The sequence below is a fragment of the Sciscionella sediminilitoris genome, from assembly GCF_000737195.2.
Classification (GTDB): Bacteria; Actinomycetota; Actinomycetes; order Mycobacteriales; family Pseudonocardiaceae; genus Sciscionella; species Sciscionella sediminilitoris.
The window spans coordinates 17,565-41,755 of record NZ_JALM01000066.1 but is presented as its reverse complement, the minus strand read 5'-3'; the positions used below and the strand labels follow the sequence as shown (position 1 = coordinate 41,755).

Genomic DNA, 24,191 nt, shown 5'->3' with positions numbered 1-24,191 from the left:
GACACCGCCGAACTCAACTTAAAAGACCCGGTTCAACGATTTATCCGTTGAACCGGGTCTTTTTATATTCGAGCCTTTTACTGCTCGAACCCTGACGAATGCGCCACAGTGACCGGGGCGGCGTGGGAGCGGTACACACACCATCGGTAGTCTCCGGTCACCCACAGGTCGATGAGCAGCTCTACCTCGGGTGACGCGCGGATAACGCCTCCCCACCAAATCGGCAGCCGCCGAACGGGTCCTTGCAGTCAAGACTTACCCTGCTATTCCGTGACCCCGTTGCTGATAGTCCAGCCGGACGCGACGGACCCACCAGGTCTGCTCGCCGACTGGCTTACCGAGGCCGGCGCAGAACTGACGGTGTGCCGACCCTTCGCGGAGGACCCGGTTCCCGCGGATCTCGAAGGATTCACCGGGCTGGTCGTGCTCGGTGGCGCCATGGGTGCGCTGGACGATGAACAGTATCCGTGGCTGGCGAAGGTACGCGCACTCCTGTCCTCGGCGGTGGGGAACCGGGTGCCGACGCTGGCGATCTGTCTCGGTGCCCAGCTGCTGGCGGTGGCCACCGGTGGTCGTGTCCGGGAGATGCCGGACGGAGCGGAATCGGGCCCCTCGCTCGTGGCGAAGCGGGATGCGGCGAATCAGGACCCGCTCTGGGCGGAACTGCCGTTCACCCCGGACGTGATCCAGTTCCACCGGGACGAGATCACCACACTCCCCGGTTCGGCGCAGCTGCTCGCCTCGGCGCCACAGTGTGCGAACCAGGCGTTCCGGGTCGGGCAGTCGGGGTACGCGACCCAGTTCCACATCGAGACCACCCCGCGGATCGTGCTCGACTGGGCGGCGGAGGCTCCGGAGAGCGCGGCCGCGGCCCCGCAGGGCACGCTGGACCCGGAATACCTTGCCACGGTCCACGAAAACCTGACCGAGACCTGGCGGCCGTTCGCCGCCCGATTCGTCCGACTGGCCGCAGGCGAGCTCGAGCCCGCCTCTTCACGGATATCGATTCCGCTGGTATGACTTTCCGTGCACAGTCCATAACAGTCGGACGGAGGTCCGCATGGACTACTCGCTGATCATCATCGTCGTGATCACGGCGCTCGCCTTCGATTTCACCAATGGCTTTCACGACACGGCGAACGCCATGGCGACCTCCATCGCGACGGGGGCACTCAGACCGAAGTTCGCGGTGGGCCTTTCCGCGGTACTGAATCTCGTCGGTGCGTTCCTCTCGGTCGAGGTGGCGCGCACGATCTCCTCCGGGATCGTGGCCGAACGGGTCGTGACCCCCAACGTGGTGTTCGGTGCGCTCGTCGGCGCGATCCTGTGGAACCTGGTCACCTGGTACTTCGGGCTGCCCTCGAGCTCCTCGCACGCGCTGTTCGGCGGGCTGATCGGGGCTGCCTGGGTCGCGGCGGGCACCGGGGCGGTGCACTTCGGCGCGATCGTGGAGAAGATCCTGCTCCCCGCGCTCGCCGCTCCGATTGTCGCGGGGCTCGCCACGGTGTGCGGGACCGCGCTGGTGTACCGGATGACCCGCGGGGTGAGCGGGAATGTGCGCACCCGTGGGTACCGCTGGGGCCAGATCGCCTCGGCCTCCCTTGTCTCCCTCGCGCACGGCACCAACGACGCGCAGAAGACGATGGGCGTGATCACGCTGACGCTGGTGTCGATGAACGCGCTTCCCACCGGTGCGGCGCCGCCCACCTGGGTGATCGTCTCGGCGGGTGCGGCGATCGCGCTCGGCACCTATCTCGGTGGCTGGCGGATCATCAAGACGGTGGGCACCGATGTCACCGATATCGAGGCACCGCAGGGCTTCGTGGCGCAGACCGGCTCCACCGCGGTGATCCTGGCTTCGGCGCACCTCGGATTCGCGCTGTCCACCACGCACGTGGTTTCCGGCGGCATCGTCGGCTCCGGGGTCGCCCGCGGGGCGCGCGCGGTGCGCTGGGGCATCGTCGGCCGGATGGTCGCGGCCTGGGCGATCACGCTGCCCGCTGCGGCGCTCGTCGGCGCGCTCGCCGGCTATGTGGCCGAGCTGGGCACCGGCGGGTTCATCGCGGTCGGCCTGGTCGGGCTGGCGATCGCGATCCTGCTGTTCGTGCTCGCCAGGCGCAGCAAGGTCGGCGCGGACACCTTCGCGAAGGACAGCATGACCCGCACCAAGTCGAAGTCGAAGTCGAAGAAGGACGACAAGGACATGCCGCTGGCCGCGTAGCGGCGCAGTAGTGTGGTCGGTGATGAACGAACGCAGGCGTGGGGTTCCCTCGCCGGCGCGGTTCGGGCTCACCGACGCGAGCTCGGAGACCGAGCTGCGCGCCGCGGGATGGTGGGATGACACTGGGCCGGTGCCTTCGGCGCACCCGGTGCTCACCGCGCTCGCCCGTGCGGCGGACCCCAACCTCGCGCTGCGCACCCTCGACCGGCTGCGCACCGCGGCGGGGCAGGAGTGGCCGAAGCTCGCCGAATGGCTGACCGATTCGGCCCGCTTCCGCGGCCGGTTGTTCGGGGTGCTCGGGGCATCGACCGCGCTCGGCGACCATCTCGTGGCCAACCCGGAGCAGTGCGCCTGGCTGCGCGCCGCGGACCCGGCCGATCCGGACGAGGTGCTCGCGAACGCGCTGCGGGACACGGCGGGCTCGGCCGCGATCGCCACCCTGCGCACCTGCTACCGGGGCCTGCTCGCCGGGATCGCCGCCGAGGACCTCGCAGGCACGGTGGAACCCGAACTGCGCACCCCGAGCCTCGAAGAGACCATGGCGGCGCTGACCGGGCTCGCCGAGGCGGTGCTGCGGACCGCCCTTGAGCTGGCTCGCGCCGAGCACACCGAGACCGAACCGTGCTCGCTCGCGGTGATCGCCATGGGCAAATGCGGCGGACGCGAACTGAACTACGTCTCCGATGTGGACGTGGTCTTCGTCGGTGAGGGCGATCTGCCCAGCGCGACCAAACTGGCCAGCGCCATGATCCGGATCGCGAGCGCGGCCGCCTTCGAGGTGGACGCCGCGCTGCGGCCCGAGGGCAAGGCGGGCGCGCTGGTGCGCAGCCTCGAAGGGCACATCGCCTACTACGAGAAATGGGCGCGCACCTGGGAGTTCCAGGCACTGCTCAAGGCGCGGCCGGTGGCCGGGGACACCGAACTCGGCCGGCGCTACCTGGACGCGGTGTACCCGATGGTCTGGCAGGCCGCGGACCGGGAGAACTTCGTGGCCGATGTGCAGTCCATGCGCCGCCGCGTCGAGGAACACATCCGGCCGGACTTCCGGGAACGGGAGATCAAGCTCGGCAGGGGCGGGCTGCGGGATGTGGAGTTCGCCGTGCAGCTGCTCGAGCTGGTGCACGGCCGCACGGACGAGCACATCCGCAGGCAGTCCACGATGGACGGGCTGCGCGCGCTCGGTGCGGGGGGCTATGTGGCCCGGACCGATGCCGCCGAGCTCGCCGAGTCCTATGCGTTCCTGCGCCTGCTCGAGCACCGGCTGCAGCTGGAGAAGATGCGCCGCACGCACGTGTTCCCGGCCGAGGACGACCTCGAGGGGCTGCGCTGGCTCGCCCGCTCCGCGCGCATCACCCCGGTACGCGGCAAGGACATGCCCGCCAGCCTGCTCGCCCAGTTCCGCACCCATGCGGCCCGGATACGCAGGCTGCACGAGAAGCTGTTCTACCGGCCGCTGCTCGATGCCGTCTCCCGGGTACCGACCGAGGACCTGCGGCTGACCACCGACCAGGCCGTGCGCAGGCTCGCGGCACTGGGCTTCGCCGCACCGGATGGCGCGCTGCAGCACATCAACGCGCTCACCTCCGGGGTCTCCCGGCGTTCCGCGATCCAGTCCACCCTGCTTCCCGCGCTGCTCGGAATGTTCGCGGACACCCCGGACCCGGACGGCGGGCTGCTCGCCTACCGCAAGGTCTCCGACGCGCTCGCCGAAACCCCCTGGTACCTGCGCTTCCTGCGGGACGAGGGCACCGTCGCGCAACGGTTCGTCTACCTGCTTGGCACCGCGAAGCTCATCCCCGACCTCGCGGTGCGCGCCCCGGAGACCCTGCGGCTGCTCGCGAACGACAGCGCACTCGCCGCACGGGCCCCCGAGGAGGTCACCGCGGCCATGCGCAGCGCGGTCGCCCGGCACGGGCTGCTCACCAACGCCGTCTCCGCGGCCCGTTCGCTGCGCCGCCACGAGCTGCTGCGCATCGCCTGCGCCGATCTGCTCGGCATGATCGAGACGGAGACCGTGTGCGCGGCGCTGTCCACCGTGTGGACCGCGGTGCTGCAGGCCGTGCTCTACACGGTCGACCGTGCGGAGTCGGTCGCCGCGGACGGCAGGAAAGCCACGATCGCGGTGATCGGCATGGGGCGGATCGGCGGCCGGGAACTGGGCTACGGCTCGGATGCCGATGTGCTGTTCGTGTGCCGTCCGCTGGAGGGCGTCGAGGACCGGGACGCGGTCAAGTACGCCTCGCGGGTCGCCGAAACCGTGCGCAGGCTGCTCGGTTCCCCCTCGCAGGACCCACCGCTGCAGGTGGACGCCGATCTGCGCCCGGAGGGCAAGGCGGGCCCGCTCGTGCGCACCCTCTCCGGGTATCGCGGCTACTACGAGAAATGGGCGGACACATGGGAATTCCAGGCCCTGCTGCGCGCCCGGCCGATCGCGGGGGATGAGGAACTCGGCGCGGAATTCCTCGCGATCGCCGACCGGTACCGGTATCCGGAAGACGGCATCGGTACCGCGCGGGCCACCGAGATCCGGCGGATGAAGGCGCGGGTGGAGAACGAACGCCTGCCGCGCGGCACCGATCCGTCCACCAACACCAAGCTCGGCAAGGGCGGACTCGCCGATGTGGAATGGCTGGTGCAGCTGCTCCAGCTCGAGCACGCCGGACAGGTGCCGGAACTGCGCACGCCCTCGACGATCGAGGCACTGCGCGCGGCCCAGGGCGCCGGGCTCATCGAGGAACCCGATGCCGAGGCGCTGCTCGAGGCGTGGCTGCTCGCCACCAAAGCGCGCAACGCCACCATGCTCGTGCGGGGCAAGCAAAGCGATCAGTTGCCCCGCGCCGGACGGGAACTGACCGCGGTCGCCAGTGTGTGCGGTTTCGAGAATTTCGACGATCCCGGTGAATTCCTGGATCACTACAAACGGACGGCGCGGCACGCCCGCGAGGTTTTCGAGCGGCTTTTCTACGACGCGTGAAACTCAAACAAGCTTGCGCCGCAACAGGATCCGCACTCGCATGTCCCACAGATAGCCGTTGAACGGGAACCGGCGCAGGATCGGCGGAAGCGGCCGGGTGAGAGTGCCGATCAGGCCGATCAGTCGTTCGAATTGCTGCTGTTTGCGTGCGTTCCACGGCAGGCCCAGCTGCTCGCGGAACGGCTCGGGAAGAAAGCCCGTCGTGACGAACCTGTTGAAATTGCCGAGCATTTTCCCGAACGGTTTCGGCATGAACTCGAACATGATCAGCTTGTACAGGTATTCCTGCACGAGTTCGTCGATCTCGATCCGGGACATCCCGTCCTGCCAGTACTTCTCGAACTCCTCCCGATCGGCGGGCCACATCTCGGCGGGCACCTGCAGGGTGGTGCCGAGTGTGGCGGCCTCCTGGTAGATGTGTTCGGGAACCTGCGCACCCTTGTTCAGGAAGCGGAAGGTGTCCTCCACACCCTTGTACAGGCAGGCGGCGACCCAGAGCTGTAGCTCCCGGTCGAAGGCGTTGTAGCGCACCGGATCGCCGGGGCGGGAGTGCACATCGCGATGCGAGGCATTGGTGGCCTCCCGGTAGAGCTGCCGCTCCTTCTCGGTACCGGAGATCGCCACCGCGAGGTAGGTCAGCGTGGTGCGCAGCCGTTTGATCGGGTGCCGGAACAGCTGCCCGCTCTCCACCCGGCTTTCCGCGACCCCGTGCCCGACCGGAAGCATCGCCAGCTGCATGATCACGTTCGCCGTTGCCCCGAGCAGGGCGGCGCCGTGCACCGTGTCCAGCAGTCTCTTCGGCTCGCGCATCTCGCAACCGCCAATCTGCGAACGACCGTATGCAGATATATACTCATACCCGTGACGAGCTGTCAAGATCAGGCCCCGTTGCGCACCTATGGCGGCGTACGCGGTTCCGAACGCAGGTCAGCGCGCCGGGAGCGGTTCATCGACGCCGGGCTCGAACTGCTCGGTACCGGGGAGAACGCGCTCACCGTGCGCGGGGTGTGCAAGCAGGCCGGGCTCGCCGCGCGCTATTTCTACGAGAGCTTCACCGATCGCTCCGCGCTCGAGCAGGCCGTCTACGACCACGTTGTCGAGCTGGTCGCCGAATCGACCCTGGCCGCGGTCGCCGAGGCCGGGGCGGGAACCCGGGCGAAGGTCAGCGCGGGGGTCGGCCGGATCATCGGACTGATCGGGGACGACCCGCGGCTGGGCCGCCTGCTGTTCTCCACCGCGCTGGCCGGGGAATCCTTCGCGGTGCGGCGCGGCGAATCCGCCCGGTTGTTCGCCGGACTGCTCGGTCAGCAGGCCCGCCAACACTACGGTGAACAGGAGAACGCCGGACCGGCCGAGACGGCGCTGAATGTCGAGGCCGAGTTCGCGGTCGGCGGGTTCGCGCAGGTGCTGACCGCCTGGCTGGAGGGCGGACTGGAGTTGAACCGCGCCGAGCTCGTGGCGCACTGCACCGAGTTGTTCCTGCGGCTATCGTCGGGTCATGGGTGAGAACAAGGAACGGATGCTGCGCGGCGAGCTGTATCAGGACAAGGATCCCGAACTCGTCGCCGGACGCAGACGGTGCCAGGAACTGCTCGACGAGTTCAACATGACCCGCGCGGGCCAGGAGAGCGAACGCGAGGCGATCCTGCGCAAACTGCTCGGCGGGCTCGGTGAGGGTTCCTGGATCATGCCGCGCTTCCAGTGTGACTACGGATCGCTGATCACCATGGGGCGCAACAGTTTTCTCAACTACGACTGCATTCTGATGGACGGTGCGCCGATCACCATCGGCGACGACTGTTCGATCGGCCCGCGCACCCAGCTGGTGACCGCGCTGCATCCGATGACCGATCACGAGATGCGCCGGAATCGTTGGGAGACAACGGCTCCGATCAGCATCGGGGACAATGCCTGGTTCGGCGCCGGGGCGATCGTCTGCCCCGGGGTGAGCATCGGTTCGAACACCGTGATCGGCGCGGGAAGCGTTGTCACCAAAGACATTCCCGATGCGGTGTTCGCCGCGGGAAATCCGGCGCGGGTCATCCGGGAGCTCTAGGATGGCACCGGTTCTCGTATGGATCAACGGCCCGTTCGGCGGCGGGAAGACCCAGACCGCGTTCGAGCTGCATCGGCGGCTGCCCGGAAGTATCGTCAGCGATCCCGAACTCATCGGCTTCGGCATCCATCGCATGCTGCCGCGCGGAATGCGGCGGGATTTCCAGGAATTTCCCGCCTGGCGCACCGGAGTCCGGGAAGTGCTCGATCATCTGCTGCGCGCGCATGCGGAAACCGATCAGGTCATCATCGTGCCCATGACACTCGTGGTCGGGGACTACTTCGAGGAGATCATCGGAAAACTGCGCGCCGAAGGGCACGACGTCCGGCATTTCGCGCTGCTGGCCCGTCCGGAAACGGTGCGGCGCAGGCTGCGCTCGCGTGGTACACCACTGCTACGCGCCGATTCCTGGGCGCTTTCCCAGGTCGACCGTTGCCTGAATGCCTTGGCGGACAAGCGTTTCGCCGAACACCTGTACACCGATGAGCTGCCGATCCCGCAGGTCGCGGACCGGATCGCCGCAGGGATCGGGCGAACCCTGCTGCCCGCGAGCGGGTCATTCCGAAACCTGGTCGAGCGCGCCAAGACCGGGATCCGGCACATCCGGTTGGGCTGAGGCCGCGATCATTCCTCGGGGCCGAGCGTGGCGAACAGCCTGCGCGCCTCGTCGAAGCCGAACGCGTCGCGGGCCTGCTCGCCGAGTTCGCGGATCGCCACCGGATCCTTGATGCCGTGGAAGAGGTGCATCGCCGACTCGATGATCTGTTCCTGCTGGGTGGACAGTTCGTGCGCGTGCGCCTCGCGGTAGCGCCGGAACTGTTCCATCCACAGTGCGTCCTGCTCGTGCTCGGCGAGGCTGCCGTACCACTGCCGCCGCTGCTCCAGCGAGCCTGCCGTGAACTCGTCATAGCTTCGAGGTGGCTGTTCCATGGGGGCAGCGTAATCGCGGTGGCGATTCCGGTCACTGTGATCGCCGGACACGGCGCGCACTGGTTCCGGATCCCGGAGCTGACCAGGCAGAATCCCGACACCCCTGGACGGTTCGGCTTCCGGTTCCCCTGGCTCGCCGGTGGCAGAATGCCCAGCGTGAGCAGGGGAGAACAGCAGAGCTCGGGGCTCGTCCGGCTCGCCGTCGTCACGGTACTCGTCGGCCTCGGCGCGGGCGTGGGCGGGACCTGTCTCGCCCTGCTGCTGCACGCCCTGCAGCACTTGGCCTACGGCTACGCGGACGGTTCCTTCACCGCCGGGGTGACCTCGGCAGCCTGGCCGCGCAGGCTCATCGTGATGGCGATCGCCGGGCTCATCGCGGGGTTCGGCTGGTGGGCCGTGTACCGGTTCGGTCGTCAGCTGGTCAGCATCGCCAAGGCCGTGCGCAGCGAGGACCCGCGCATGCCCATGCTCACCACCGCCTGCCATGCGCTGCTGCAGATCGTGACCGTCGCGCTCGGCTCGCCACTCGGCAGGGAGGTGGCGCCACGCGAGATCGGGGCGATGTTCGCCGGCTGGCTCACCCGCAGGGCCCGGCTGACCATCCGGGAGTGCCAGATCCTCGTCGCCTGTGGTGCGGGCGCCGGGCTCGCCGCCGTCTACAACGTGCCCGTCGGCGGGGCCGTGTTCACCCTCGAGGTGTTGCTCGGCACCTGGTCCGTGCGCGCCGTGCTGCCCGCGGTCGTCACCTCGGTGCTCGCCACCGTGATCTCCTGGATCGGGCTCCCCGACGCCCCGCAGTACCACCTGCCCGACCTGACCGTCGGCACCTCGCTGGCCATCTGGTCGGTCATCATCGGCCCGATCACCGGCGTGGTCGCCTACGGATTCGCCAAGCTGGCCGCGCGGGCGCGGAAAGGCGCACCACACGGCAGACTCATCATGCTGCTCGCGCCGCTCGCCTTCGTCATCGCCGGTGCCCTGTCCATCGCCTTCCCACAGCTGCTCGGCAACGGCAAAGGACCGGCACAGCTCGCCTTCGACAGCCAGCCCGTCCTCGGGATCGCCGTCGGACTGCTGGTGTTCCGCATCGTCATCGTCGCCCTGTGCCTGCGCGGCGGAGCCGAAGGCGGACTGCTCACGCCATCACTGGCGAACGGCGCGCTCATGGGCGTCGTGCTCGGCGGGATCTGGGCAGCCATGTGGCCCGGCCTGTCCATCGCGTCCTGCGCCATCGTCGGCGCCACCGCATTCCTGGCCACATCCCAGCGGATGCCCATCACCGCCGTCGTGCTCATCGTCGAGTTCACCAACGCGCCGCACCAGCTGCTCGTGCCCATCCTGCTCGCCGTGGCAGGAGCCGCCGCGACCGGTCACCTGTGCGAGCGCCTGGCCACCGCCAGGTCGAACGCCGCTTCGGGGTGACGGATTACCGGCTGCGGGACCCGGTTGCCCGCGCTGAAGCAGGAACGTACACCCGCGGGCAACCGGTACCTCGGAAGGAAGGTCACTCGCTCCCGCGGCAAAGGGGGCCTCTGGAAGTGCACTCCCTTACGGCTCCCACCAGGGAAATCGATGCCTCTGGTTGCTGCGTTACTCGTTAGGGTGAGGCAGTCGGCGCGCGCTGTTACGGGGTGTGCCAGTGCGCTCCGGTTACCGGAGGCCGTCCCGTACCTCGTACAGCCGCGCCGCCAGGATGTCCGGACGTCCGGAGCGTGCCGTGACGTACTCGGAACCTGCTGGTCCGCTCTTGTAGAACACGACACGCCCGTACTCGGCGTGGTCGATGTAGTTGGTCAACTGCTCGCTGGCCTGTCGGCGTCCGTGCTTGTTCCGCATGGCGACGTACAGTTGCCCCTTGCCGAGAGGGTTGCTGTCCAGCAGCCGGGCCAGCAGGCCGGCGTCGCCGCTGCGGCTGGCCACGGCGGACACCATGACGCCCCCGGTTTTCCTGGACTCCTGGCCGACGACCTCGCTGACGGGCGCGCTCGCCGAGCGGAACGCCCCGGTCGGGTACTCCGGCAACACCGAAACCAGGGCCTCGGCGGCGTAGTCCGGGGAAACCTGGTTGATCATCACCACGTCTCCGTCGAGAACCGCGAGATAGGCGTACCGGTCGTGGCAGGCGACGAACACGTTGAACGTGGTTCCATCGTCGCGCGCCACGTAGCCGTAGTACTCCAACGGCGGTCCCGAGAGCGCCTGATAGACCTGCTCCAGCTCGTTCGCGAACTCTTCATCGAACTCGCCGCCGCCGAACAGCTCCTGGTACGCCTGAACAGCAGAACCCACGGCCTCTTCGCTGGTCGTGCCCTTGTACAGGGTGAACAACGGTGCAGGCAGCTCTCCCACGTTGTCCGAGACATCCCAAGACCAGGCGAACACCTCACGGGACAGGTGCAGCGGGAACCGGAGTCGGCTCATTGATCCGTCGCCGTGTCGCCGATAACCGGTGGCGCGGTCGGATCCAGGTCGCCGACGATCTGGTTGCCGTGTTCCTCGTGGATCAGGTACGAGGGAGTCTCGTGCTCTTCGTCGTCCTTCTTCTTACCGCCACGTCCGCCAGGGGGAACGGCGCCCGAGGAACCGCCCTTGCCCGCGGCGCCCGCGCCTTTCCCAACGGCCGTGCCCTCCGGTTCGGCGCCGAGCGCCTTCGCCGCGGTGCGGCCACCCGGCTGGGTTCGTTCAGTCGTTCCCGAACCCTTGCCGCCGCTACCGCTGCCGGATTCGGGCTCCTTCAAGCTGCCGCCGCGGAACGTGCCCGGTTTCGGTGTGCCGCGCAACGTCGATCCACCCCGCCCGCCAGCGCCATCCGTGACGGGCGCGAACGGCGGCACCCCGCCACCTCGTGCGCCGCCGGTCCCACCCGGAGAGGGTGAGAACGATTCCCCGCCACCACCTGGGAGACGCGGATCAGCACCACCGATCGGTCCAGGAGCCAACGGTCCACGACCAGGACCAGGAACGGGGCCGTTGCTCGGCGGAGGCACGTTCACCGGGCCATTCGACGGCGGAGCCTCCACACTCTGTGCCGAAGTTCCACCGGGAGCTCCCACCGGCGGGGCTGAGCGATTCCTGCCACTCGAGGAGGGGCCGCTGCCGAGAATCACCCCACCGGAGCCACCGGAGAAGTTGTAGGTCGAGGTCTGCCCGCCGCTGGTCCTCTGGTGATCTACTGATGGGTCGCTTCCGGGTGGCAGCGCCTGGATCTGGTTGTTCGGGAGTGCTGCTCCCTGCGGGCTCGTCGCCCCGCCATAACCTTGGTAGGCATGCTGGTTGGCTTTCGCCTGATCCTGATATTGAGCGGCATTTATGTCCGCCGGAATACCAGTGATCATGCCGGCCGGTGTCATCGAGGCAATTCCGCCACCGGGCGGCGGGTTCTGCGGGACTTTCTGGACTTTGCCTTTTGCGTCATTGAAACTGCCGACCTGGTCGCCAATTTGCCCGGACGCTTTCCCGGAGAATTTGCCGACCTCATCGAAGTTGTTCTGCACGCGCCCCATTGCCGCGCGAGCGCGATCCGCGGCCTCTCCGTGCCAACCCGAGGCGAGTTGTTGCTTCGCTTTGTTGATGTCTTGAGATATCCCGCCGTACGAGTTCCCGGCCTTACCGTACACATGTTGAGCGGCAGCGTAGGACTGTGTTCCCGGGCCGCCGTGGAAGTATTCCCAGATCTCGTAAGGGTCGACACCACCGACTTTGCCGCCGAACATATGCAGCTTGAAGTAGTCGGCAACGTCCTTGGCGCCCTCTTCCAGCCCGTGGACGACTGCCTTTCCGGCGTCTCCGATCGCATCGCCAACAGCCTCAACCCCGTGGGCTATCCCCTTGCCGACATCGGACAGCATTGACCCGAGCCCCATTGCTACCTCCCGCTCGCATCTGTACCGAACACGATTAGCTCGCCGCCTTCAATGTCTGCACCGCCGCTGTTGCCAGCTTTGTTGCCGCATCGCACGGTTCAACGTCACCGGTGCCGCCCGTGTAGCTTGCAACTATGGCCTGGTGGTTGGATACACCGACTACCAGTCGGCAGTCTCCAGGTAGTTCTTTGTTCTGCGCTTCGTGTAGCACGGGATAGCCCTCGATGGGTGGGCGTTCTTCAAATACCGGAAGCTCCTTGCGTTGAGCGTAAATATAGGAAAGTCCGCCACCGCCTTGCAGGAACTGTAAACCGACCGTAGCATTATTCCCACCGCCACTCCATTGACAATCATTTGACAAGCCCTCGATGGCGCTTTCTTTGCCCGTGGATGGAAGTTGAATTGAAGAAGTTAATGATTCCTTCTGCTGATCAGATATCACAGCACATGGGTGCTTGATGAACTTATCAACTTTCAATGGGTTGGCTATGTTCGGGGCACCGTGTAGATCGTCTGGTGTTGCCGAATCGGAGGACGGACCTCCCGTGGTCGGTTTACCATCGACGGGACCTCCGCATCCGGCGACAACACCAGTAAGCGCTAGGGCTAAAGCGCCCTTTATCCACTTCGTCGACACAGCCTATTCCTTGGATTTTTCGATCGTAACGGTCTTTAAGTCGAGCTCGTTTACCAACTCTGCGTTGTTGTAAGCTTTGTCAATGGCGATAAGTTCGTTCAGAGCTTCGGCTATTTCCTGGCGACGAGCGCGATGATTGGCGACAAACGCCTGATTCGTGTGGATGAGGCTCTTGTGGAATTGGGTGGTGTACTCCGAGCGGCCTGGTTGAACAACGTCGTGAAGCGCGTCAACGGATTGTCGCATGTCGTTCAGGGCTCCCCATGAGTCGCGCAAGGTTGAAAGCGCGTTACGCATCGCGGCGCTGTCGTACTCCATGCTCCCGGACATCGGGGTTCCCTCCCTCGGCCGACCACTTACGCCTTGCGTTTTGCGAGTGTAGCCGACCTATCACCGGCGTAGTACCGGTTCCGACAAGTCTCTCGCTTCAGTACTCGGACGCGCGAGTGGAGGCGATGGTTCCCCGGTGACCGAACGAGTCGAGAGTCGGTTATGTGTGTTATGCGAACTCAAGTGCAGGACGGAGGTGCCCTGGGCTGAGCGCGCTCATACGATCGTCCACGGTGGGCACTAGCGGGGCGTTCCGCGGGGCGAGGGACAGTAAAGCGGCGGCCGACCGGGGAAGGTCAACCGCCGCTTCGGGTCGAGCCGGAACTCAGACGTCGTAGTAGAGCGCGAACTCGTAGGGGTGCGGGCGCAGCCGCAGTGGGTCGATCTCGTGCTCGCGCTTGAACGCGATCCAGGTTTCGATGACGTCCGGGGTGAATACGCCGCCTTCGAGCAGGTAGTCGTGGTCGGCCTCGAGCGCGTCGAGTACGGATCCGAGGTCGGCGGGCACCTGCTGGACGTCGCGGGCCTCTTCGGGCGGCAGTTCGTAGAGGTCCTTGTCGATGGGCGCGGGCGGCTCGATCTTGTTCTTGATGCCGTCGAGCCCGGCCATCATCATGGCGGAGAAGGCGAGGTACGGGTTCCCGGATGCGTCGGGGCAGCGGAACTCGATGCGCTTGGCCTTGGGGTTGTCTCCGGTGATCGGGATACGCACGCAGGCGGACCGGTTGCGCTGGGAGTAGACGAGCGAGACCGGGGCCTCGTATCCGGGCACCAGGCGGTGGTAGGAGTTCACCGTGGGGTTGGTGAAGGCGAGCAGCGAGGGCGCGTGGTGCAGGATGCCGCCGATGTAGTGCCGCGCCGAATCGGAAAGGCCCGCGTAGCCGGACTCGTCGTGGAACAGCGGCTGTCCGTCTTTCCACAGTGACTGGTGGCAGTGCATGCCGGAGCCGTTGTCGCCGTAGAGCGGCTTGGGCATGAAGGTCGCGGTACGCCCGGCCTGGTGTGCGGTGTTCTTGACGATGTATTTGAACAGCTGCAGGTCGTCGGCTGCGTGCAGCAGGGTGTTGAACTTGTAGTTGATCTCGGTCTGTCCCGCGGTGCCGACCTCGTGGTGGGCGCGCTCCATGGTGAAGCCGACGCTCTCGAGCTGCAGGCAGATGCGGTCACGCAGGTCGCCGAAGTGGTCCTGGGGCGGGACGGGGAAGTAGCCGCCCTTGAACCGGGTCTTGTATCCCTTGTTGCCGCCCTCTTCATCGGCGCCGGTGTTCCACCAGGCCTCGATGGAGTCGATCTCGTGGAAGGAGGCGTTCTCGGCGGAGTCGAAGCGGATGGAGTCGAACAGGTAGAACTCCGCCTCGGGGCCGAAGAAGACGGTGTCGGCGATGCCGGATTCGGTGATGTACTGCTCGGCCTTGCGCGCGATGTTGCGCGGGTCCCGGCTGTAGGGCTCGCGGGTGAACGGGTCGTGCACGAAGAAGTTGACGTTGAGCGTCTTCTCGGTGCGGTACGGGTCGACGCGCGCGGTCGTGAGGTCCGGCAGCAGCAGCATGTCGGACTCGTGGATGGACTGGAAGCCGCGCACGGAGGAGCCGTCGAATGCCAGCCCTTCGGCGATCGCGTCCGCGTCGAACGCCTTCGCGGGCACCGTGAAGTGCTGCATGACGCCCGGCAGGTCGCAGAACCGAACGTCGACGAACTTCACCCCTTCGTCAGAGATGAACTTGAGTACCTCGTCGGTAGTTTGGAACACCGTCACCTGCTCCTTCATCGTGGTTGCAGTCTCCGGCGAATCTATGTTCGAGGTGTTGCTCGACCATCACCCGCAGGTTTCGCTCACGTTAACCGCTCCGTTCGTGACGAGCGCGATACCGTGCGCACGAATGGGCGAGGCTATCCTCGCTGTGTGAACGATACGCAGCGTTCGAGCAGGTGGACGGGGTCGTGGCTGTCCGGGCCGCCCACGGCCGATCAGGGTGACCGGCAGGCCTACCCAGGGGAACGCCTCGACCTGCCGGAATCGGGCAAGGGCTCGGTGGCCTCGATGGGGCGCAAGCTCGGCGGGCTGCTCGTCGACCTGGTGATCGCCGGACTGATCGGTGCGCTGTTCCTGCGGGCGAACCCGACGGACACCCCGGCGATGCTGCAGCAGAATTACATCAGTGTCGGGATCTGGTACGTGATCACCGTGATCGGGCACGGTTTCTTCGGGTTCACCCCGGGCATGGCACTGCTCGGGCTGCGCGTGGTCCGCATGGACGGGACCCAGATGGTCGGAGTGCCGAGGGCGGCGCTGCGCACCCTGCTCATCGCGCCGATCATCCCGGCCTGCGTCTGGAACAGTGACAACCGCGGCCTGCACGACCGGGCCTCGGGCACGATGGTGCTCAACGCGCGCTGAGCACCCGGCTGCTCAGCGGCGGCGGATGGTGCGCTGCACGTTGCGCATCTTGGCGCCCTGCGGGGTCGGTCCCTTGGGCATGGCCGCGCCCTTGGTGCCGAGCGCGGTGACCCGCTTCTCGATCTCGTCCACCTGGTTGGTGGTGATGTTCCTGGGCAGCCGCATGAGGTGGCGCTGCAGCTTGGACAGCTTCACCTGGCCTTCCTCGTCCCCGATGATGACCTCGTAGATCGGGGTCTGCCCGATGACCCGGGAGATGCGCTTCTTCTCCTGGGAGATCAGCGACTTGACCCGATGCGGGGCGCCCTCCGCCACGAGGATCACCCCCGGCCTGCCGACCACCCGGTGCAGCGCGTCGAGCTGGGTGGTGCCCGCGACCGCCTGCTTGACCCGCCAGCCACCGCGCAGCTGGTCGAGCGCCCAGGCGGCGGCCCCCGGCTGCCCGTCCGCCTTCGCGTAGACGTTGCGCTGCACCCGCCGCCCGAACACGATCACCGCGCCGAGCACACCGAGCACCACGCCGAGCGGGAGCAGAATCCATGGCTGCCCGATGAGCCAGCCGATGGCGAACACCACGGCGGCGATGACGATGAAGGTGCCGAGCAGCCACGGGATGAGGCCCTTGTCCTCGCGAAGCTGCATCTTGAACGCTTCGAAGAACTGTCCGCGCTTCTGCTTGCGTTCGGCACGCTGCGCCTGCTTTTCCTGCGCCGAGGCTTTCTCCTTGCCAGCCATGCCTACCAGGATACGGCCGGGAGTGTCGTAGGCATCTGCGAGGATGGCTGAGAAGGCTGAGCCGATGCGCGAGGGAGGACCGAGGGAGTTGGCACCGACACTGCTCGAGGGGCTCGATGACGAGCAGCGTGCCGTGGTGCTCGCTCCGCGCGGTCCGGTCTGTGTGCTCGCCGGCGCGGGGACGGGGAAGACGAGGGCGATCACCCATCGCATCGCGCAGCTGGTCACCGCGGGGCACGTCGCGGCTGGTCAGGTGCTCGCGGTCACGTTCACCGCGCGCGCGGCGGGGGAGATGCGCACCAGGCTGCGTGCGCTCGGCGTGGCCTCGGCGCAGGCGCGCACCTTCCACGCCGCGGCGTTCCGCCAGCTCCGGTACTTCTGGCCGAAGGTGATCGGCGGCGCCCCGTGGGAGCTCGTGGAGCGCAAGCTGCAGCTCGTCGGGCGGGCGGCGCATCGTTGTGGCGTGTCCACCGAGCCGGAATCGCTCCGTGATCTCGCCTCGGAGATCGAATGGTCGAAGGCCTCCCTGATCACCCCGGACGGGTACGCCACCGCCGCGAGCAGGGCGCACCGGGACACTCCGGTCGCGCCCGAACTCCTCGCGAAGGTGTACGCGCTCTACGAGGAGGCCAAGACCGCGGCACAGGTGCTCGATTTCGACGACCTGCTGCTGCACACCGCCGCGGCACTGGAGGACAACGCCGAGGTGGCGCACGAGTTCCGGGACCGGTACCGCTGCTTCGTGGTGGACGAGTTCCAGGATGTGACCCCGTTGCAGCAGCGGGTGCTGGAAGCCTGGCTCGGCGGGCGCGACGATCTGACCGTCGTCGGCGACGCCAACCAGACCATCTATTCCTTCACCGGCGCCTCGCCGCGTCCGCTGCTCGATTTCACCAGGCGGTTCCCCGAGGCGACCCTGGTCCGGCTCGAGCGGGACTACCGGTCGACCCCGCAGGTGGTCTCCCTCGCCAACCAGGTCATCGGGGCGGCGCGGAACCGTCCCGCGGGCACCCGCCTGCGCCTGGTCGGCCAGCGGAAGCCGGGACCGGAACCCGAGTTCGCCGAGCACCCGGACGAGCACGCGGAGGCGGCCGCGATCGCGGGGCGGATCAAGCGGTGGATCGCCGAGGGAGTCCCGGCGAGCGAGATCGCCGTCCTGTACCGGGTGAACGCGCAGTCGGAGCGGTACGAGCAGGCGCTCGCCGATGCCGGGGTGCCGTATCTGGTCCGTGGCGGGGAGCGGTTCTTCAACCGGGTCGAGGTACGGCAAGCGCTTGCGGCACTGCGCACGGCCGAGGAGACGAGCGAACCATTGCCCGGCAGGGTGCGCGAGCTGCTGGCTCCGCTCGGGCTCACCGCCGAACCGCCGGAGGGTGGTGCGGCGCGCGACCGGTGGGGTTCGCTGCTGTCCCTCGTCGAACTCGCCGAGGAACTCACCGCGAGCGTTCCGCAGGCGGGGGTCGCGGATTTCGTCCGCGAACTCGAGCAGCGCGCGGACGCGCAGCACCCGCCGAAGGTGGAAGGGGTGACCCTCGCTTCGCTGCACGCGGCCAAGGGGCTCGAGTGGGATGCCGTGTTCTGTGTCGGGCTCGTGGAGGGCACGATGCCGATCCAGCACGCCGAGGGGGACGAGGCCGCGATCGAGGAGGAACGGCGGCTGCTCTATGTCGGTGTCACTCGCGCGCGTGAACGGCTGTCCTTGTCCTGGGCGCTTTCCCGGCATGAGGGCGGAAAACCGAATCGCAGGCGCAGCCGCTTTCTCTATGGGGTGATTCCCGAGGATCACCCGGCAGCGCGATTGCCGAAATCCGCGGGCCAGAAAACCGGGAAACGGGGAGGCACCTGCCGGGTGTGCGGCGGGCCGCTCACCGGTGCGCTGGCCGTGAAACTCGGCCGCTGCGACCATTGTCCGTCCAATGTGGACGATGAATTGCTGGCGCGGCTCAAGGAATGGCGCTCGGCGAAGTGCAAGTCGCTCGGTGTGCCCGCCTACGTCGTGCTGACCGATGCCACACTGCTCGCGATCGCCGAACAACAACCGGCCGATACCCGTGCGCTCGTCGCGATCCCGGGGATCGGCGCGACCAAGCTCGAACGGTTCGGCGAGGATGTCCTTGCCCTGGTCGGGGGCGATCCGATCGCCGTGACGGGGCTCGCGGAAGAAGATTCGAAAAAAGAGTTGCACCCGCGTACCCGATCCGAATAGCCTGCAAGCACCGGGCTCAACGTGGCCCGTGGATGGGGAAGGGTTCCCCGGCGCCGGTTCCCGAGCGGGGCGGCGTGCGTAGCGATGAAGGAGGTGGCCGAAGTGGTTCTCAAGTTCATGGAAATCGACGGTCACCTCGGCGCTCATGGCCAGTTCGAGCGCGCCTGCGCACAGTCCGCCGGAATCACTCGCGCGCGCCGTAGCACCGTTGGCGTGCAGATGGCGGCCAAGCAGGTCGTGATGACCCCAGATATGCCGATGCTGTCGTCCGTACCGGACCGATGCCCTTGACCCACGAGGACTCTCAAGGCACGAGAAGGCCGCGGACCGTGATCGGTTCCGCGGCCTTCTTGTGTTTTGGGGGCCGTTCCCCACAACCGAATATCGAACCGAGGAGACAAGGAGAGAGAGCAAGTGTTGACCGCAACGGTTCCAGTCGACGGTGGAGCCGTACCCGAACTCGACGAGGAATCCTGTACCGGCATCGCAGGTGTCCTCGACGCAGCCGGGACGGGCCGTACCGACTTGCCGTGCCAACTCGGCAATCCGGACCTGTGGTTCGGGGACACCCCGGCCGAGTTGGAAAAGGCCAAGAAACTCTGCACGGACTGCCCCATCAGAGCAGAGTGCCTGGCGAGTGCCCTGTCCCGCGGTGAGCCGTGGGGCGTGTGGGGTGGCGAGATCTTCGAAAGAGGAACCGTCATCGCTCGCAAGAGGCCGAGGGGACGTCCGCGCAAGAACCAGACCAGGCAGGAGGAATTCGTCGCATGACCCGCATTCGACTCGTTCAGACCGCGAATCGGCGGTACGCCGAGAAAACCCCGATCCCGACTTCCCGACCAACCGGGCTACGAACGAAGGAGACCAAGCGAATGTTGATCTACGAGGATATGTCGAGAATACGAATGCGCGAGGACCAGCGCGTGGCCGCCGAACAACGCACCGCGAACCGGATGCTGGCGATCCGCCGCTGGGAACGGCTCGCGGGCTGGGCGGCGAAGCGCGCCGCGAAGGTCCGCGACAGCTGATTCGCGCCCGAGGGCGTCGGTTCTCGCGCGCCTCGCCGGTCGGGGACGCTCCGGCGACCCCGGCCGGCGAGTACCGTGATCGCGATGGATGCCGAGGCGATCGCGTGCGGGCGCTGTGGTCTGGTGCTCGGGCAGGGTGCACCCGCTGCCGAACGGCTGACCTGGGTGCACGAGCGGGCATCGGAACGGGAATCCTGGCTGTGTCCCGCGTGCGCCCGGCTGCATCTGCGGGATATCGAGGGCAAGCTGCCGAGTGAGTACTGGTGATCATGGCGTGTGGCTGGCCGAACGGTCACCCGCCATGAGATAGGCCGTCTCGAGCAGCGTGCGCACCCGCGCCGCGTCCCTGGCGAGCATGCGCGGCGGGGTGTGCACGGCCGCCCTGCCCTGCTCGTTCAGCAGCTTCGCGTGGTGCCCGCTCGGGGTGAAGTCCCAGCTGAGATCGAGGTCCGGCCAGTGCGCCGACACCACGGTCAACGGCCGGTCCTCGGCGTCGGTGAGCGCGGCGTGCCAAAGCGGTGCCGGGATCCGGCTCGCCGCGCAGATGCGGCGCGCCCGCTGCTCGTTGATCGAGGACAGCTTGCCGGAGAGATCGCGGAGCCGGGCGCGCACGGTCGCCGCGCCGCGCTGGCTGCCCTGTTCGAGCTCGGTCTCGAGCTCGAACAGGGAGCACAGATCGTCGCGCAGGGTGGCAAGCAGGATCTGGTCCACCGAGTCGCAACCGGGTTGTTTGCGCGCCGCGTCGATACAGGCCCGTGCCGGGGCGGCGAGCAGGAGCCCGTCGGCCTCGATGGTGCGCGGGGTGCGCGTCGTGCGCTCCACGATCACCCCGGACGGGCTGCCCACCCTCCGGTTCGCCGGAACGAGCACATGCACCGATCCTCGCGGGACCTCCAGCCGCGCCCCATGCCGCCGTAGCGCGTCCGCCCCGGTCAGCACGGTCCCGGGGCCGAGATGCGCGAACACGGCGCGCAGGAACTGCTCGCGGTCCGGGGCTCCGGTGTGCAGCAGGACGACCTTGCCGAACAGCCGCTGCCACGGCCCGCAGGTCCGGCACCGGGTGGCGATCGCGTGCTCGGAGATCCCGGCCGCTTTCAGTTTCGCCAGCGTGGTGACCCCGTGATCCGCGGTATCCATGGCCCGCTCCGATACGGGTTTGGCTGTATTCCCCCACTTTGGGTGTTGTTCTCTGAGCATGGAGTCAATGATGCATGGCCGGTGAATTCCCGTCCTGCAATTTGCCAAAAATGTGGACAACTAACGTCGTGAATGGTCCATTCACACCATGGTGTGGATAACTCTGCTGAGGAATTGTGGACAACTCACGGTTCAGTGCTGTTCGGCGTGCTCGTCCTCGAAACCGTTGAGCCAGCGGTGGGCGATTCCGCGCACCGGAACCTGGGCCCCGAGCTGGCACAGGATGCCGGTGAGCCCACCGAGCACCCGGACGACCAGCAGATACTCCGGCGGGAGGTTGAGCATCCGCCCGGTCTGGAAGTCCTTGCCGCGCAGGTCCGTGACCCGTTCGGCCTCGACCCGCAGCCAGTCCCTGCTGAACTGGAACCGGTCCTGGCGCCAGGCGTCGACGAACGGCGCGAAGAAGGCCTGCACGGCGTTCGCGTCGACCTCGACGTGTTCGCGCACGTACCCCTCCGCGCGCAGCATGGCGAGCAGTTCCTCGGGATCGTCGTGCAGCGCGATGGTGGCGATCTCGCCCAGACCGCGCGGGCTGCCCTCGGGCATCCTGGCGACCGCGCCGTAATCGATCACGGCCATCCGGCCGTCCGCGAGCAGCATGAAGTTACCGGGATGCGGGTCGGCGTGCAGCAGGTGCGCCCGGTTCGGCGAGCTGAACCCGAACAGGGCCAGCAGGTACCCGGCGTGGTTCCGTTGCTGCTGGTCCCCTTCGGCGATGATCGTGGCGAGCGGGGTTCCGGTGATCCATTCGGAGACGAGCACCTTGGGGGCACTCGCCACCACCTTGGGGACCACGAACAGCTCGTCGTCGGCGAACGCCTCGGCGAACGTGCGCTGGTAGTTCGCCTCGGTGCGGTAGTCCAGTTCCTCGACCACGCGTTCCTGGATCTCGGCGAGCAGCGGTTTGACCTCCACACCCGGCTGTACGGTCTGGATCAGCCTGGAGAACCGCTGCAGCTGGCGAAGGTCCGCGTACAGCGCCTCGTCGGCGCCGGGGTACTGCACCTTGACCGCGACGGTGCGCCCGTCCCGGTAGACCGCGCGATGGACCTGGCCGATGCTCGCCGAAGCCACGGGTTCCTCGGTGAACTCGGTGAACCGCTCCCGCCACTGGGTGCCGAGCTGCTCGGTGAGCACCGTCTGCACGGTCTCGAAGGGCATCGGGGGAGCGGCCGACTGGAGCTTGGTGAGTGCCTCCCGGTAGGGCGCGGCCATGTCCTCGGGTACCGCGGCCTCGAACACCGAGAGCAGCTGGCCGACCTTCATCGCGCCACCCTTGAGCTGTCCGAGCACGGTGAACAACTGTTCGGCCGTCTTCGCCGAGATCTCCGCGTTGATCTGGTCGGCGTTACCGCCCGCGATCCGCCTCCCGAACCCGCCGACGACCCGGCTGGCCACGCCGAACGGCAGGCTGGCCAGCCTCGCGGTGCGTTGCATCGATTTGCGCGGGAGTTCGTCACTCACCCTCGCTAGTTTGCCGTGCACCGGCGCAGGTAACTACCCCCTCTCCCGTGTTGCTTGGCGTGCCGGATGTGATTCGGATGACGGTGCCGGTTCGTGCCCTGCTTGCCGTTCGCACGTGCACGCGGGATTCGGGGGCCACGTGCGCCACCGCAGGTTCAGGGTGTCCGGTTCGACGTCCACCGCGGCGTCGCGCAGCTGCCCGAGCGGATCACCGTCCAGGAAGCGCAGTGCCTGCGCGCTCGCGATGGCGCTGGTCAGGTGCGCGACGGCGAGCGGGCAGGGCTGGGGCAGATCGGCCAGTTGGGTCGCGATGCGCGGCCAGCCGGGATCGTTGCCGGTGCGCCACAGATCGATACAGCGCACACACCCGGTTTGGCCTGGGACGATGAGCGGGCCGATCACTCCGGTCCCGTCCCGTGGATAGGCGAGCAGCGCGGGGATGCCCGCGGAGTGCAGCGCGGTCGCGATCTCCGGGCGGGCCGCCGGGGTATCGGTGAACAGCACGAGATCGGGGGCGCGTTTCGGGGAGAGCTTGTCGAACCGCGCGGTGCTCGACACGGTGCGCAGCAGCTCTGGCGCGACCGTCGAGCGTGGTCTGCCGACATCGGTTTCGCGGTAGCCGGTGCCGCAGTCCTGGGCACGCACGGTCCCGCCCGCCGCGAGGTGCACGCGCCCGACACCGGCCGCGGCCAGCGCCAAGGCGGTGGCGATCCCGATCCGGCCGTCACCGTGGATGACCACGGCCGCCCTGGCACGCGCCTCCAGCACGGCGCGCGGGCGCGCGCCCTCGAGTGCCCGCGCCGCTAGATCGCCATCGAGCCTGCCGGGAGGAGGACGCGATCCGGTATCCTCGAGCAGCCCGGATTCATCCAGGTCGGTGACGAGTTCGCGGAGCAGTTCCGGTTCCGCGACGGACTGCAGCAGCTCGGTGTAACTGCGCCTGCCGTCGAGGCCACGGAGCAACTCGTAGATCCGCTTCGAGCCGGTGACACACAGGGCGTGCCCGAGTTGTGCGACGTCCGGGGCCCTGCTGAGCAGGGTGAGGCCCGGCAACAGCCGAGGACGGCTGGACAGTGATCTTCGCGGAGTGTTCGCGTGCTTCGTTATCTGGTTCATGACCGAACCCTGGCACGGTTCCGGCCTCGCCTGGAATACCGGCGACCGCGTCAATGGAACCATTGACGCGTACGAATCGAATGTTCGCGCGCGATAGCGACGAAGAATCCGCGGCCGAGCTGACGCGCGACCGGCGGAGTCACGGTGTCGGTTTAGCTGGCTTTGCCCAGGATACGGGTCATTTTCGTGCCGCAGACCGGGCAGGTTCCCTTGGCCATTCGCCTACCGTTGGTCTCGCTGATCTCCCCCTGGAAATCGCGCTTCTCCCTGCACTTGACGCAGTATCCGTTGTACTGATCCGCCACGACTCACACTCCTTGACTATTCCCTTTTTCCGAGGTCGTGATGTGCTCGGTTTGTTCGCACGCTACCCGTGTATGGGTGTCTATTTGTGCATGTGGGCCACGGTGTGTCTGCCCGGGCCGGTGGTTTTCCGGTGAGCGGTCCATTTTTGTCGGTGATCGGACGTACTGTGGACTCGTGTCAGAACCGCGCATCGAGGTGCGCCGCAGTAAGCGCCGAGTCCGCACAGTCAGCGCGTATCGCGAAGGGGACAAAGTGGTCGTACTCCTCCCGGCGCGCATGAGCAAACGGGAGGAACTCCATTGGGTGGATGAAATGGTCAGCCGCCTGCAACGCAGTGAACAACGCAGGCGTTCACCGGCGGGGGAATCGGATGCCGCGCTGCTCGCGCGTTGTCAGCACCTGGCCAAGACCTATCTCGATCCCGCCCTGGTACCGGAAGCGATCCGCTGGGTACCGCCGATGCGCACCCGCTGGGCCTCGTGCACGCCGAGCAGGCGCACGATCCGAGTGAGTAGCCGACTACGTGAAGCGCCGGGCTGGGTACTCGACTATGTGCTGGTGCACGAGCTGACGCACCTCAAGATCGCGGCGCACGACGACTCGTTCTGGGAGATGGTGAACCGCTACCCGCGTGCCGAGCGCGCGATCGGCTACCTCGAGGGGCTGGCCGCCGCGGCGGGCTGGCCGATCGATGAGGAAGCCGATACGGAAGATTCGGAATAGGCGGACC

At 67.3% G+C, this 24,191-nt stretch carries 26 protein-coding genes; 14 read left to right on the top strand and 12 right to left on the bottom strand.

From position 1 onward, the window contains the following. The first annotated feature begins 270 nt into the window (after positions 1–270). Genes AD72_RS23670 through AD72_RS23660 form a run of 3 tightly spaced genes read left to right on the top strand, consistent with a single transcriptional unit; the run spans position 271 to position 5,195 of the window. Positions 271–1,020: a type 1 glutamine amidotransferase gene (locus tag AD72_RS23670; protein WP_031468766.1), complete on the top strand. Its 750-nt coding sequence runs from the start codon at positions 271–273 to the stop codon at positions 1,018–1,020. A gap of 40 nt (positions 1,021–1,060) precedes the next feature. Next, on the top strand, positions 1,061–2,221 hold the full coding sequence (locus AD72_RS23665) for an inorganic phosphate transporter (RefSeq protein WP_037347139.1): 1,161 nt from the start codon (positions 1,061–1,063) through the stop codon (positions 2,219–2,221). Positions 2,222–2,243: 22 nt separating this feature from the next. Then, positions 2,244–5,195 carry a bifunctional [glutamine synthetase] adenylyltransferase/[glutamine synthetase]-adenylyl-L-tyrosine phosphorylase gene (locus AD72_RS23660; protein WP_031468764.1) on the top strand — a complete coding sequence of 984 codons (2,952 nt, stop codon included), beginning with the start codon at positions 2,244–2,246 and terminating at the stop codon, positions 5,193–5,195. Positions 5,196–5,198: 3 nt separating this feature from the next. On the opposite strand, the gene AD72_RS23655 is transcribed toward AD72_RS23660, so the two are convergent. After that, the gene (locus tag AD72_RS23655; protein WP_031468763.1) at positions 5,199–6,005 is read right to left on the bottom strand and encodes an oxygenase MpaB family protein; all 807 of its coding nucleotides are present in this window, start codon (positions 6,003–6,005) and stop codon (positions 5,199–5,201) included. 51 nt (positions 6,006–6,056) lie between these two features. Here AD72_RS23655 and AD72_RS23650 point away from each other — a divergent pair, with 51 nt between their 5' ends. Genes AD72_RS23650 through AD72_RS23640 form a run of 3 tightly spaced genes read left to right on the top strand, consistent with a single transcriptional unit; the run spans position 6,057 to position 7,867 of the window. Next, positions 6,057–6,701 (top strand): TetR/AcrR family transcriptional regulator, encoded by a 645-nt coding sequence (locus tag AD72_RS23650; RefSeq protein ID WP_031468762.1) that lies wholly within the window; start codon positions 6,057–6,059, stop codon positions 6,699–6,701. Next, positions 6,694–7,251, top strand: a complete 558-nt coding sequence (locus AD72_RS23645) for a sugar O-acetyltransferase (RefSeq protein ID WP_031468761.1) — start codon at positions 6,694–6,696, stop codon at positions 7,249–7,251. The genes AD72_RS23650 and AD72_RS23645 overlap by 8 nt, the downstream gene beginning before the upstream one ends. A gap of 1 nt (position 7,252) precedes the next feature. Then, positions 7,253–7,867: an AAA family ATPase gene (locus AD72_RS23640; RefSeq protein ID WP_031468760.1), complete on the top strand. Its 615-nt coding sequence runs from the start codon at positions 7,253–7,255 to the stop codon at positions 7,865–7,867. A gap of 8 nt (positions 7,868–7,875) precedes the next feature. On the opposite strand, the gene AD72_RS23635 is transcribed toward AD72_RS23640, so the two are convergent. After that, positions 7,876–8,181, bottom strand: coding sequence for a bacteriocin fulvocin C-related protein (locus tag AD72_RS23635; protein ID WP_031468759.1), 306 nt, complete (start codon positions 8,179–8,181; stop codon positions 7,876–7,878). An 18-nt stretch (positions 8,182–8,199) separates the two neighbouring features. Between AD72_RS23635 and AD72_RS23630 the strand changes: the two genes are divergently transcribed. Then, the gene (locus tag AD72_RS23630) at positions 8,200–9,603 is read left to right on the top strand and encodes a chloride channel protein (protein WP_082469121.1); all 1,404 of its coding nucleotides are present in this window, start codon (positions 8,200–8,202) and stop codon (positions 9,601–9,603) included. 228 nt (positions 9,604–9,831) lie between these two features. Here the strand turns inward: AD72_RS23630 and AD72_RS23625 are convergent, their stop codons facing one another. The 5 genes from AD72_RS23625 to glnA all read right to left on the bottom strand — a co-directional run bounded on the left by AD72_RS23625 (position 9,832) and on the right by glnA (position 14,779). Continuing rightward, positions 9,832–10,602 (bottom strand): ESX secretion-associated protein EspG, encoded by a 771-nt coding sequence (locus AD72_RS23625; protein WP_031468757.1) that lies wholly within the window; start codon positions 10,600–10,602, stop codon positions 9,832–9,834. Beyond that, on the bottom strand, positions 10,599–12,029 hold the full coding sequence (locus tag AD72_RS38065) for a WXG100 family type VII secretion target (RefSeq protein ID WP_156365347.1): 1,431 nt from the start codon (positions 12,027–12,029) through the stop codon (positions 10,599–10,601). The genes AD72_RS23625 and AD72_RS38065 overlap by 4 nt, the downstream gene beginning before the upstream one ends. Positions 12,030–12,078: 49 nt before the next feature. Next, the gene (locus tag AD72_RS35895; protein ID WP_082469119.1) at positions 12,079–12,681 is read right to left on the bottom strand and encodes a DUF3558 domain-containing protein; all 603 of its coding nucleotides are present in this window, start codon (positions 12,679–12,681) and stop codon (positions 12,079–12,081) included. A gap of 3 nt (positions 12,682–12,684) precedes the next feature. Continuing rightward, positions 12,685–12,999: a hypothetical protein gene (locus AD72_RS23610; RefSeq protein WP_156365346.1), complete on the bottom strand. Its 315-nt coding sequence runs from the start codon at positions 12,997–12,999 to the stop codon at positions 12,685–12,687. A gap of 337 nt (positions 13,000–13,336) precedes the next feature. Beyond that, entirely contained in the window at positions 13,337–14,779 is a 1,443-nt protein-coding gene (gene glnA, locus AD72_RS23605) for a type I glutamate--ammonia ligase (protein ID WP_031468755.1), read from the bottom strand. A 135-nt stretch (positions 14,780–14,914) separates the two neighbouring features. Here glnA and AD72_RS23600 point away from each other — a divergent pair, with 135 nt between their 5' ends. After that, positions 14,915–15,409: an RDD family protein gene (locus tag AD72_RS23600; protein WP_031468754.1), complete on the top strand. Its 495-nt coding sequence runs from the start codon at positions 14,915–14,917 to the stop codon at positions 15,407–15,409. A gap of 12 nt (positions 15,410–15,421) precedes the next feature. Here AD72_RS23600 and AD72_RS23595 read toward each other — a convergent pair whose 3' ends face one another. Beyond that, positions 15,422–16,144, bottom strand: coding sequence for a DUF4191 domain-containing protein (locus AD72_RS23595; RefSeq protein WP_031468753.1), 723 nt, complete (start codon positions 16,142–16,144; stop codon positions 15,422–15,424). Positions 16,145–16,187: 43 nt separating this feature from the next. Here AD72_RS23595 and AD72_RS23590 point away from each other — a divergent pair, with 43 nt between their 5' ends. From AD72_RS23590 to AD72_RS23575, 5 genes are all read left to right on the top strand, one after another. Next, on the top strand, positions 16,188–18,350 hold the full coding sequence (locus AD72_RS23590; RefSeq protein ID WP_051898929.1) for an ATP-dependent DNA helicase UvrD2: 2,163 nt from the start codon (positions 16,188–16,190) through the stop codon (positions 18,348–18,350). 84 nt (positions 18,351–18,434) lie between these two features. Continuing rightward, the gene (locus tag AD72_RS23585) at positions 18,435–18,641 is read left to right on the top strand and encodes a hypothetical protein (protein ID WP_031468751.1); all 207 of its coding nucleotides are present in this window, start codon (positions 18,435–18,437) and stop codon (positions 18,639–18,641) included. 123 nt (positions 18,642–18,764) lie between these two features. Next, the gene (locus tag AD72_RS23580) at positions 18,765–19,121 is read left to right on the top strand and encodes a WhiB family transcriptional regulator (protein WP_031468750.1); all 357 of its coding nucleotides are present in this window, start codon (positions 18,765–18,767) and stop codon (positions 19,119–19,121) included. A 101-nt stretch (positions 19,122–19,222) separates the two neighbouring features. After that, positions 19,223–19,378: a hypothetical protein gene (locus AD72_RS36765; RefSeq protein WP_156365344.1), complete on the top strand. Its 156-nt coding sequence runs from the start codon at positions 19,223–19,225 to the stop codon at positions 19,376–19,378. An 84-nt stretch (positions 19,379–19,462) separates the two neighbouring features. Next, a complete protein-coding gene (locus AD72_RS23575; RefSeq protein ID WP_037347145.1) occupies positions 19,463–19,645 on the top strand; it encodes a hypothetical protein in 183 nt (60 codons plus the stop codon). On the opposite strand, the gene AD72_RS23570 is transcribed toward AD72_RS23575, so the two are convergent. The 4 genes from AD72_RS23570 to AD72_RS37695 all read right to left on the bottom strand — a co-directional run bounded on the left by AD72_RS23570 (position 19,646) and on the right by AD72_RS37695 (position 23,460). Next, the gene (locus AD72_RS23570) at positions 19,646–20,515 is read right to left on the bottom strand and encodes a hypothetical protein (protein ID WP_051898928.1); all 870 of its coding nucleotides are present in this window, start codon (positions 20,513–20,515) and stop codon (positions 19,646–19,648) included. Between the two features lie 192 nt (positions 20,516–20,707). Then, positions 20,708–22,012 (bottom strand): ABC1 kinase family protein, encoded by a 1,305-nt coding sequence (locus AD72_RS23565; protein ID WP_051898932.1) that lies wholly within the window; start codon positions 22,010–22,012, stop codon positions 20,708–20,710. 60 nt (positions 22,013–22,072) lie between these two features. Next, positions 22,073–23,155 (bottom strand): TOMM precursor leader peptide-binding protein, encoded by a 1,083-nt coding sequence (locus AD72_RS23560; protein WP_197285055.1) that lies wholly within the window; start codon positions 23,153–23,155, stop codon positions 22,073–22,075. A gap of 152 nt (positions 23,156–23,307) precedes the next feature. Further along, positions 23,308–23,460: a DUF5679 domain-containing protein gene (locus AD72_RS37695; protein ID WP_020497605.1), complete on the bottom strand. Its 153-nt coding sequence runs from the start codon at positions 23,458–23,460 to the stop codon at positions 23,308–23,310. Between the two features lie 175 nt (positions 23,461–23,635). Between AD72_RS37695 and AD72_RS23555 the strand changes: the two genes are divergently transcribed. Continuing rightward, a complete protein-coding gene (locus AD72_RS23555) occupies positions 23,636–24,184 on the top strand; it encodes a M48 metallopeptidase family protein (protein ID WP_031468746.1) in 549 nt (182 codons plus the stop codon). Positions 24,185–24,191 lie beyond the last annotated feature (7 nt).